Origin of the sequence: Nonlabens sp. YIK11, from assembly GCF_001413925.1 — a bacterium.
Taxonomy (GTDB): domain Bacteria; phylum Bacteroidota; class Bacteroidia; order Flavobacteriales; family Flavobacteriaceae; genus Nonlabens.
Map to the genome: position 1 here is coordinate 115,426 of NZ_LBMJ01000001.1, position 11,241 is coordinate 126,666.

The window sequence follows — 11,241 nt, forward strand, 5'->3', positions numbered from 1 at the left end:
TACTTGGAAATAATATCTAAATTTGTAGCGCATTTCAGATAACATGGTCATTATGATCAGCATCGTTTGATAATGATTATTTATGATTATAGCCTCAAAACCTGCTAATGAAAAAGAACGCCTCAACTCGTTGCGACGTCTTAAGATCCTAGATACTATATCTGAGGATCAATACGATAACATTACAGAACTAGCGGCTTTTGTTTGCGGCACCAAGAATGCCGTAATATCTCTTATCGACGAGGATCGACAGTGGTTCAAGTCCAAAGTGGGCATCAATGTATGTGAAACAGATAGAGATATTAGCTTTTGCTCCCATACGATCAACCGGCCAGATGAGATTCTGGAAATCCCGGATACCACCAAGGACGAACGATTTATAGGAAACCCGTTAGTCACTCATCCTGAAACTCCAACGATCTTTTATGCAGGTGTTCCCATATTAAGTGTTGATGGCTATGCCATAGGAACCTTATGTGTTCTACATGATGAACCCAAAGAACTTACCAGCAGCCAACGTAAAGCTTTGAAAAACCTCGCCCGACAGGTAGAGCAGCTTTTTAAATTACATGTGGCCAATCAAGCACTGGAAATTTCACAGAAACATCTTCAAAAGCATAACACGCTTTTAAAGGACTTTGCCGCTACGGTTTCTCATGATATGAAAATGCCGCTAGCTAATCTGATTGTAACTTCAGACATATTAAATAAGAAATACAGTGCTTTAATTGACGATGATGGAAGACAGTATTTAGGATACCTCAAAAAATCATCGTTGTCATTAAGTGATTATATCACAAATATTCTTTCGCATTACGAGAGCTCGTCACATGATATTGAAGATCGCACCACCTTCAATTTAAACGACGTGCTGGAAGACATCGTGGAATTGATCAATATCAAACATCACTGTGAAATCAACTTACCTGAAGTAAATCACACGATTTACTGCAATCAAGTAGCGCTGGAACAAATCTTCCTCAATTTGATAAGCAATAGTATCAAATACAACGACAAGGAAGAAACTATCATAAACCTAGAGGCTGATATTCACTCGAGCCATTATGAGTTTAGGATTATCGATAACGGTATAGGGATTCCGCAAGATAAAATATCCTACATCTTTGAACTATTCAATACCGTAGGAGAATATGACCGCGATGGCAATCAAGGCCACGGCATAGGATTATCTACCGTTAAGCAATTGGTTGAAAGCCTAGGCGGCAGCATTACAGCAAAATCCGAATTGGGAGTTTCGACCACATTTACATTTACTATTGAGCGCTAACAACTAGTTCACACAAAATTGTGGAACTGGCTGTTGCTTCAAGGATCTACCTATCTTAATGATATCAGACAACAAACCACGTGCGGTCACTTCGCGACCAGCACCAGCGCCTTTGATGACTAGCGGCTCCTTGGCGTAGCTTTCAGAATAGATCTCAAAAAAACCATCGCTACCTTGTAATTGTCCTGCAGGCGAATCTTTGGAAACGGCTTGAAGGGATACCGTCAAGGTCTGGTTTCTTACATCCAGCTGCCCCAAGTGTCGCAACACCTCATTAGGTTTAAGGTCATTTTTGCGCTGCTGCATCTGTTCGTCCAGCGATGACAGCTCTGTTAAAAACTGATTTAGAGAATAGGTCTGTAGCTGCGGTACTACTAGATTTTCTACATCAATGTCTTCAAACTCGAGTTTTAATCCGGCTTCACGGGCGAGGACCAAAAGTTTACGCGCCACGTCATTACCCGACAAGTCTTCTCTGGGATCAGGTTCTGTATAGCCATTTTGAAGCGCATCCTTTACCACTTGGGAAAATGGTACATCTTCTTGTGAATACCTATTGAAAATATATCCCAACGAACCTGAAAAAACACCATTGATAGCAAAGATCTGCTCACCACTGTGATACAAATCTCTGACCGTTTGAACGATAGGTAACCCTGCACCTACATTGGTTTCATACTCAAATTTTAGGTTTTGACTGTTCAATACCACACGTAATTGATCATAAAAATCCTGCGATAAGGTATTAGCAATCTTATTTGCAGTAACTATGTGAAATCCTTGTCCAGCAATCTCTGGATAAAATTTAGAAAGTTCTTTACTGGCAGTAGCGTCTATAGCTATTTTAGGAACCTGATAGTCTTCAGAAAATTCGTAGAAGCTTTTCTCTTCCCTAACCTGAGAATGCTTTGCAAATTCATTTTTCCAATCTGCGGTAATTCCTCTTGATGTAGTGTAAACCCTGCGAGAGTTGGCCAGACCTACAATGCGCAATTCCAAGTGCTGTTGTTTTTTAAAAAATTCATGGCTTTCAAGAACTTGTTGTATGAGCTTACTGCCCACATTTCCTAAGCCGAAAATATAGAGGTGTATTGTTTTCATGTTGATTTTTTTTATTGGTTTCCCAATGGCGATCATGCCCTAACTGGCATCGACTTCCTTTAAATGGTGCCTCAGGATTTCGGAAACTATAGATTTGACCTGGTCATGTTCCATTAAAAAGGCATCGTGACCGTGCAAGCTTTGAATCTCATGGTATCTTATTTCGTGAGACTCCTTGAGTAATGCAAACGTGTCGCGATCTTCCTGTGCTACAAAAAACCCATCGCTGTCTACGGCAATCAATTCAATGGATGTGGTGGATCGCCCTATCATTTCTTCAATGGAATTATCATAGCGAGCAGCAGCATCTGTACTGGCTAGCAGGTGATTCAATAATCGATATGCGGGTAAGCTAAATCTTTGATCCAAGGCTTTTCCATGATAATCCAACCAGTTGTTCACTGCAAATGAGCCTGCCACTTTTTTACGGTGAAATTTACTGGTCAATCCTTGTGGCGACCTATAAAAAGTCATCGCGTGCTGTCTGGCGACTTCCAGCGGTGCACTGGATGTATTGAGAATGGAGTCCTGTACGTGGCAACAAGCCACGAGCCAGTCCGTTGCCTTCCAGTCTGCGGCAATAGGTATGATGGTTCTAAATAGCTTTGGTTCTATGGCGATCATTTCCCACAATAACGCGCCGCCTATGCTGCCACCTATACCTATGTCGATGGTATGGATGTTTAAGCTTTGTATCGCTTTCGCGAAAGCGAGACCTACATCTGCCAGACACCATTCTTGATAGTTATAGATCAATCGATCCACATCACCATCATAACCATTACCAGGAATATCAAAAGCCAGTAATGTGAAACGGTCCGTGTCTAGCGTCTTTCCAGCGCCCACAAGAGGTTCCCACCATAGATGAATACCGGAGTTTCCCGTCAAGGCGTGATTGACCAGAATAATGGGCGCGGTATGCAACTCACGCCCAAAAACCTGGTACGAAACACTAATATCCTGGACTTTACCTGATCTAAGCTTTAGGTCTGGAATAGATATGTATTGCAGCTTTTTTGACATTTAGGCCGTCACCGTGGATTTGATGCTCTTGAAAGCGTTAAGCAAATCAGACTTCAAATCTTCAAGATCTTCAAGTCCTACAGACAATCTGATCAAGTCCTTAGTCACACCAGTGCTCAATTGATCTTCATCTTTAAGTTGCTGGTGCGTAGTACTTGCTGGGTGAATGATGAGAGATTTTGTATCGCCTATATTAGCTAGCAACGAGAATACCTTGGCGCTATCCACCACTTTTTTGGCACTTTCATAGCCACCTTTAACACCAAATGTGACGATACCGCTTTGACCTTTTGGCAAGTATTCTTGAGCAAGATCGTAGTAATCGCTGGACTCGAGTCCTGGATAATTTACCCAAGCCACATCGTCTTGCTCTTTAAGCCAAGTTGCCAGTTCCAGCGCACTTTTACTATGTTGTTTGATACGCAGTTGCAAGGTTTCCAATCCTTGGATGATTTGCCATGCGTTGAATGGTGAGATAGCGCCACCTAGATCACGCAGGCCTTCTATTCTTACCTTGGCGATAAACGCCGCAGCTTCTAGGGCCTCGCTATAAACGAGCCCATGATAACCGGCAGACGGCTCTGTAAATTCTGGGAACTTACCGTTAGTCCAGTCAAAGGTTCCTGCATCAATGATGATACCACCTAGAGCGGTACCGTTACCATTGATGTATTTTGTCAAAGAGTGAATAACGATATTAGCACCATGCTCAATAGGATTCAACAAATAAGGCGTTGCGACAGTGTTGTCCACGATTAATGGGACTTTGGCATCCTTGGCCTGAGCGCTTATTTTTTTAAGATCGAGTACATCCAGTTTAGGGTTTCCTAGAGATTCTACAAAAATGGCGCGTGTGTTTTCTTGTCTCGCTTTCGCGAAAGCGTCGTCATCATTAGGATTCACAAATGTAGTTGTGATTCCCAGGCGCGGTAAGGTAACCGAAAGCAAATTGTAGGTACCACCATATAATGAGTTACTAGCAACGATGTGATCACCAGCTCTAAGCAGTGTTAATAAGGTAGTTGAAATAGCTGCGGTTCCAGAAGCTGTAGCTACTGCCGCGATGCCACCTTCCAGTGCAGCGAGGCGTTGTTCCAGCACATCAACGGTTGGGTTATTGAGCCTGGTGTAGATCCAGCCTGGTTCTGACAATGAAAACAGGTTTGCAGCGTGGTCGCTGTTGTTGAATACATAGGCAGTGGATTGATACAATGGCACTGCTCGTGTACCTCCATTCTTTGTTACATCGTGACCGGTGTGTAATGCTTGGGTTGAAAATTTTTGATCTGACATTTTGTTTCTTTTTTAAATTAGAAATTAGATTAATGTCCAGAACCAATAGAAATACAGATTTGCCTCTTTGTTTGCACAAAGCGGAAAAATCAAAAAAGAAACTTGTGGTAGTGTAACCTACTTACATGTGTATCATCTTGTCTCGCGAGATGCGAGCAGAAATTAGCACCTTCATCACTTATGGATCACATAAATGAAGGGTTGCTAAGGAGTCGATGGGTCTGTTCCCTCGTCCTTTCTTGATAATTTCAGTATGGTTATGAACGTGAATGTAAAGATTCAATAAATAAAATGGGGAAAACAAATTTTTCACAGAAAATTTCTGAAAAAACTTGATCTGCCGTGTCAAAATTCAGCTTTTTTAAGCCTCGTATTTATTCCTAATTACCTGACCTACAGTGGTATTTGAGATTTTACTTTCCAGCCAGGAAATAATATCGAGATATAAAAAAGCGCGGCGCTCAAACGGGTGATCTTCATAAATTTTGAGTTTTTCCAACAGCTTTTTAAACGCAGATTTCAAATCTTGTGGGTAAATATTGCCCAAATCCCGTATAAATCTCATGAGCTCTTTTTGCACCTCATGCAAGTCGTTCATCTTGATCAGGAACTTGTAGGTTTCCCTCAAATCTGCCTCGAGGTGTTCGTCTTTTCCAGCTTCATAATGTGCAATGACACTCAAGATTCTGGAAAAACACAGCAAGTCTTCCCGCATGGTCAATGACTTATTATTGATGATTTTTTCAAGGTAATATATGGTTTCAAGATTGTTCCCAGCACCAAAATGCATACTGGCAAACTTGTAATAGAAAACCATTTGATGGTGTTCATCAATCTTGCTTTTGAAAGATTTTAATTCCTTTTCAATCTTAGGAATCAAGAATAGTCCATCACTAAAGCTACCGTCAATAAAATAGGCATTTACCTTATTCAAGTTGAGGTATAAGAACGAGAGCGCGGCCACATTTTCATTGTCCGGGAAATTGCCATCGTTGACGGTTTCTTCAAGTATAGCTAGCCTTTTATCAAATTTTTCCTTTCTTCTCAAAAAGAAAAGTGCCTCCAGTAAATAATTGTTTCCTTTTAGAAAAAACACAGGATTCAGCTGAATCATATTGGGATGTTCATAGAACAGCTCGACCCATTTTGTCGCATACTTATAGCAACTCAAAAAATCCTGCATCAGGAAACCGTACCATAAATAGGCCTTGTACAACCAAAGCTTTTCTCTAAAACCTAAATCTGCGATGTCGTACTTGGGCAATCTTGCATTGAAGTATTCTGTGATTTGCTGGCTTTCTTCCTCGTCTTTGACATAACCTGTTTTGAGTAACAGTCCATAAAGCTGTAGTGAGAGGTTGGACAATTTACTGGTAAGGACATTGGCAGCGCTCAACTCTTTAGCCTGTATGGAAAGCTGGTCTGCGCGATTACTGATGCTTCTAGTGATATACTGTGATTCAATCACCTTTTCTAACTCGACGATTTCATAGGCCAGGTTTTTTTCCTCGTTATTAATGGCGAGTTCCTTGGCTTTATCCAGAATTTTCAATCCTTGATTATACAAGCCCTTGTGATAAAGTATAGAGGCAAAATCAAGCTGTTCCCTTATTTGTGATCGTATGTTTTGGTGCGCTGGATTGAGCTTGAGGCTTATGAGTACTTGTTTGTAAAGGTGTGCCTTTACATTTGCCAGTTGCCTCTTATTGATGTCGGTAGAGCTTAAAATCAGCTTTTCATTGTACGTATTTGCCTTGTCCAAAACGTTGAAAAGATTCAAAAATTTTGAATCTGCATTGACGCCCAATCTACCTACATAGAGCTTGAATTGGCGTTTTTCTGACTTAGTCAAAGACTTAATCAGTACAAATAAAGGGTCTTTTTGGTCCTTTGTCATCAATTAATTACTATTTCAACTTACAGTATTTCAGATATTTAGACATCCTAGATGTGGTTTGAACATCGTAGGTTGGGTTGTTTCGCTTTCGCGAAAGCGAAACACTAAAGATACATTAGTGTAACAATAGTAATATTTAAGTAGCCCAAATGTCAAAAAACAACGTTCAAATCTTTGATACGACTTTAAGAGACGGCGAGCAAGTTCCCGGTTGCAAGCTCAATACTGACCAGAAAGTACGCATCGCACAACGACTGGACGGTCTAGGTGTTGACGTGATCGAGGCTGGTTTCCCGGTATCAAGTCCTGGTGATTTCCAGTCTGTCGTTGAGATTTCAAAAATGGTTCAAAATGCTACCGTTTGCGGACTTACCCGAGCGGTAGAAAACGACATCAAAGTCGCAGCAGATGCTTTGAAGCATGCCGTAAAACCCAGGATACATACAGGAATTGGAACGTCAGATTCCCATATCAAACACAAGTTCAAGGCTTCCAGAGAGCAGATTATTGAGCGCGCCTTTAAGGCCGTAAGCTATGCCAAATCATTTGTGGAAGACGTGGAATTCTATGCAGAAGATGCCGGAAGAACCGATAATGATTATCTCGCCAGAGTTTGCGAGGCCGCCATCAAGGCTGGTGCAACGGTGCTGAACATTCCAGACACGACTGGATATTGCTTGCCTAGTGAGTATGGAGCCAAGATCAAATATCTAAAGGAAAACGTCAAAGGTATTGACAAAGCCATCCTTTCCGTTCACTGTCACAACGACTTGGGACTTGCCACGGCAAACTCTATTGAAGGTGTGATAAACGGTGCCAGACAGATTGAGTGCACCATTAATGGTATAGGCGAACGTGCTGGAAACACAGCGCTGGAAGAAGTCGTTATGGTGCTCAAACAGCATCCATACCTAGACCTAGATACGAATATCGACACACGACAACTGTTTGGAATTAGCCAGTTAGTCAGTGATAGCATGGGCATTTACACACAACCCAATAAAGCCATCGTAGGTGCCAATGCTTTTGCACACAGTTCAGGAATACATCAGGATGGCGTGATTAAAAATCGCGCAACCTATGAGATCATCGATCCTAAGGATGTAGGTGTAACTGAATCTGCCATAGTACTCACCGCACGCTCTGGACGAGCTGCCCTAGCCTACCGCGCTAAGATTGTGGGTTATGAACTTACAAAACTGCAGCTGGATGTGGTGTACTCCAAGTTTTTGGAGTTTGCAGATCGTAAGAAAGAAATCAAGGACGATGACATCCATCAAATCATTGAGAAGAGTCACTTGTACAGAGAGATTATTTCTGCATAATGATATCTATTAAGTATTGATATAGATCTATTTATCACTTTCCCGCTTGCCTGCCGAATAGGTAGGATGGCAGAAAACGAATAAAACCATTCATGAAAAAAACATTATTTGATAAAGTCTGGGACGCCCATGTGGTGGACGCCATCGAGAATGGACCACAGATTTTATACATTGACAAACACTTGATTCACGAGGTGACCAGTCCGCAAGCTTTCAATGAATTGGAAGCCCGTAATATTCCTGTAGCGAGACCTAATCAAATCGTCGCCACGGCAGATCATAATACACCAACCCAAAACCAACATTTACCGGTTAAGGATGAACTATCCAGGAACCAGTTGAGACAATTGACAGAGAATTGTGCAAAAAACAATATCACTCTTTACGAACTAGGCCATAAATACAATGGAATCGTTCATGTTATGGCTCCAGAATTGGGAATTACCCAGCCAGGAATGACGATCGTTTGCGGTGATTCTCATACCTCAACTCATGGTGCTTTTGGCAGTATAGCTTTTGGGATTGGAACCAGTCAGGTAGCACAAGTTTTTGCCAGTCAATGTTTGTTATTGACCAAGCCAAAAAGCCTGCGCGTTACGGTGAACGGTGAGCTTAAAAAAGGAGTTTTGCCTAAGGATGTTATTCTCTATATCATCTCAAAATTGGGCACCAATGCAGGAACCGGATACTTCTGTGAATATGCCGGTGATGTGTTTAAAAATATGTCCATGGAAGGTCGCATGACCGTTTGTAACATGAGTATAGAAATGGGTGCTCGTGGTGGCATGATTGCTCCAGACCAGACGACTTTTGAGTACGTGAAAGGAAGAAAGTTTGCACCACAAGGAGAAGAGTTTGATAAAAAGGTAGCTTATTGGAAAACACTTCCCACTGATGATGATGCTGTTTTTCATAAAGAATATTTCTTTGATGCGGCAGACATAGAACCCATGTTGACCTATGGGACCAATCCAGGAATGGGAATCAAGGTCACTGAAACTATTCCAGATACGGATGATACTTCTTTTGAAAAATCCCTTGAGTATATGGATTTCAAAAAAGGAGAGTCTTTGATCAATAAGCCCATTAACTATGTTTTTATAGGTAGCTGTACCAATTCAAGAATAGAAGACTTTAGGGTAGCCGCAAGTTTTATCAAGGGAAAACAAAAAGCCAGCAATGTAACAGCTTGGTTGGTCCCTGGAAGCAAACAGGTCGAGTCCCAGATCATAGAAGAAGGCTTGAAAGATATTTTTGATGCTGCAGGCTTTGAACTGCGCCAGCCAGGTTGTAGCGCTTGCCTTGCCATGAATGATGACAAAATACCTCAAGGTGAATATTGTGTAAGTACTTCCAATAGAAATTTTGAGGGAAGACAAGGCCAAGGTAGTAGAACGATTCTAGCTAGCCCATTGTTAGCTGCTGCTACGGCTGTAGAAGGAAAGATTGTGGACTTTACAAAGATGATGAACTAATGGAGAAATTTGCAACACTTACCTCTCGAGCGATACCCCTTAAGATTGAAAATATTGATACTGACCAGATCATTCCTGCTCGTTTTTTGAAAGCGACCCATCGTGAAGGATTTGGTGAGAATGCTTTTAGAGACTGGCGTTTCAAAAAGGACGGATCTATTAATGAGAATTTTGCCTTGAACGATGACAGGTACGAAGGAAAAATCTTGGTGGCTGGAGATAACTTCGGTTGTGGCTCTAGTAGGGAACATGCCGCATGGGCATTGACTGACTATGGTTTCAAGGTGATCGTATCCAGCTATTTTGCAGATATTTTTAAAGGTAATGCCCTTAATAACGGTTTGTTGCCTATTCAGGTAACACCAGAATTCTTAAAAGTCCTGCTAGATACCATCACCGCAAATCCAGAAACATTATTACAAGTAAACCTAGAGAAGCAAACCATAAATGTAGAAGGAACTTCCTTTCAAGAATTTTTTGATATCGATCCCTATAAAAAAACCTGTATGATCAACGGGTATGACGATATTGATTATTTACTGAGTAAAAAAGAGGTGATCGAACAATTTGAAAAAGAGAGACCATTTTAAAGAGTCATTGGTCATTAATAACTATTGAATGAATTTTTGATGTCATTGCCATAGCGAGCATCAAACGCTTATTATACATTATCAACAAGATTATATGAAGTTAAATATTGCAGTTTTATCGGGAGACGGCATAGGACCCGAGGTTACAGCTCAAGCTGTAAAAGTATTGAAAGCGATAGCGGTCGAGTTTGACCATCGGTTTGTGTTCAAGAACGCAGCTGTAGGCGCTACGGCCATCGATCAATTTAACGATCCGTTGCCTGAAAAAACTTTGGATCTTTGTAAATCTACAGACGCCATTCTATTTGGAGCCATAGGTCATCCCAAGTATGATAACGACCCTACTGCCAACGTACGACCTGAACAAGGCCTACTCAAATTGCGTAAGGAATTAGGTCTATATGCCAACGTGCGACCCGTTAAGGCTTATGAAGCCTTACTAGAAAAGTCACCGTTGAAACGTGACATTATTGCCGGCACAGACATTTCTATCTACCGCGAGTTGACTGGTGGCATTTATTTTGGCGAAAAGCAATTGAGCGAGGACGGTAATCACGCCTCTGATTTGTGCGCTTATTCTCGCGAAGAAATTGAACGTATTGCCCATCAAGCTTTTAAAGCGGCCCAATCCAGACGCAATAAAGTGACGTTAGTAGACAAAGCCAATGTACTAGAAACATCAAGACTATGGAGACGTGTCGTTACAGAACTAGCCACCCAATATCCTGACGTACAACTGGATTTCCTTTTTGTGGACAATGCCGCGATGCAAATGATCTTGAATCCATCCCAGTTTGATGTGATTTTGACTGAAAACCTTTTTGGTGATGTCATTAGCGACGAGGCGAGCGTCATTGGTGGTTCCATTGGCCTTTTGGCCAGTGCATCCGTTGGTGACAAGTATGCCATGTTTGAGCCTATTCACGGTTCTTATCCAGAAGGTGCTGGAAAAAACATCGCTAACCCTATTGCTTCCATATTGAGCGCTGCGATGTTGTTGGAACACTTTGACCTTCATAACGAAGCTGAATTGATTAAAATGGCTGTTGATCGATCTTTAGAACTTGGTATAACAACACCAGATTTAAATGATAATTACAACAACATTACCACCAGTAAAGTAGGTGACTTCATAGCAGATTTTATTGCACATCCCTACGATACAAATGCCAATTTCAACAACATTCACTTAGGTCAATCCACTATAATTTAAGGTCCCTAGATCTATGATTGAGAAAAGCGCCCTTAG

Annotated in this window: 9 protein-coding genes and 1 riboswitch; of the genes, 5 read left to right on the forward strand and 4 right to left on the reverse strand. The window is 41.4% G+C overall.

Annotation, left to right across the window (positions count from 1 at the left end; all coding sequences use genetic code 11):
* The first annotated feature begins 82 nt into the window (after positions 1–82).
* Positions 83–1,288, forward strand: a complete 1,206-nt coding sequence (locus AAU57_RS00510; protein WP_055411053.1) for a sensor histidine kinase — start codon at positions 83–85, stop codon at positions 1,286–1,288.
* A gap of 3 nt (positions 1,289–1,291) precedes the next feature.
* Here the strand turns inward: AAU57_RS00510 and AAU57_RS00515 are convergent, their stop codons facing one another.
* From AAU57_RS00515 to AAU57_RS00530, 4 genes are all read right to left on the reverse strand, one after another.
* Complete coding sequence (locus tag AAU57_RS00515) at positions 1,292–2,389, reverse strand: aspartate kinase (protein WP_231717743.1); 1,098 nt, start codon at positions 2,387–2,389, stop codon at positions 1,292–1,294.
* A 39-nt stretch (positions 2,390–2,428) separates the two neighbouring features.
* Positions 2,429–3,412 (reverse strand): alpha/beta fold hydrolase, encoded by a 984-nt coding sequence (locus AAU57_RS00520; RefSeq protein WP_055411055.1) that lies wholly within the window; start codon positions 3,410–3,412, stop codon positions 2,429–2,431.
* Positions 3,413–4,705, reverse strand: coding sequence for an O-acetylhomoserine aminocarboxypropyltransferase/cysteine synthase family protein (locus AAU57_RS00525; RefSeq protein ID WP_055411056.1), 1,293 nt, complete (start codon positions 4,703–4,705; stop codon positions 3,413–3,415). It lies immediately after the preceding gene.
* A 129-nt stretch (positions 4,706–4,834) separates the two neighbouring features.
* A riboswitch (SAM riboswitch) is annotated at positions 4,835–4,954 on the reverse strand.
* Positions 4,955–5,066: 112 nt separating this feature from the next.
* Complete coding sequence (locus tag AAU57_RS00530; protein ID WP_055411057.1) at positions 5,067–6,602, reverse strand: hypothetical protein; 1,536 nt, start codon at positions 6,600–6,602, stop codon at positions 5,067–5,069.
* A 149-nt stretch (positions 6,603–6,751) separates the two neighbouring features.
* On the opposite strand from AAU57_RS00530, the gene AAU57_RS00535 reads away from it, so the two are divergent.
* The 4 genes from AAU57_RS00535 to leuB all read left to right on the forward strand — a co-directional run bounded on the left by AAU57_RS00535 (position 6,752) and on the right by leuB (position 11,205).
* Complete coding sequence (locus tag AAU57_RS00535; protein WP_082438500.1) at positions 6,752–7,927, forward strand: 2-isopropylmalate synthase; 1,176 nt, start codon at positions 6,752–6,754, stop codon at positions 7,925–7,927.
* 92 nt (positions 7,928–8,019) lie between these two features.
* Positions 8,020–9,402: a 3-isopropylmalate dehydratase large subunit gene (gene leuC, locus AAU57_RS00540; protein WP_055411058.1), complete on the forward strand. Its 1,383-nt coding sequence runs from the start codon at positions 8,020–8,022 to the stop codon at positions 9,400–9,402.
* Entirely contained in the window at positions 9,402–9,992 is a 591-nt protein-coding gene (leuD, locus tag AAU57_RS00545; RefSeq protein WP_055411059.1) for a 3-isopropylmalate dehydratase small subunit, read from the forward strand. Before leuC ends, leuD begins: the two co-directional genes overlap by 1 nt.
* 94 nt (positions 9,993–10,086) lie before the next feature.
* Positions 10,087–11,205: a 3-isopropylmalate dehydrogenase gene (leuB, locus tag AAU57_RS00550; RefSeq protein ID WP_055411060.1), complete on the forward strand. Its 1,119-nt coding sequence runs from the start codon at positions 10,087–10,089 to the stop codon at positions 11,203–11,205.
* Positions 11,206–11,241: the final 36 nt, after the last annotated feature.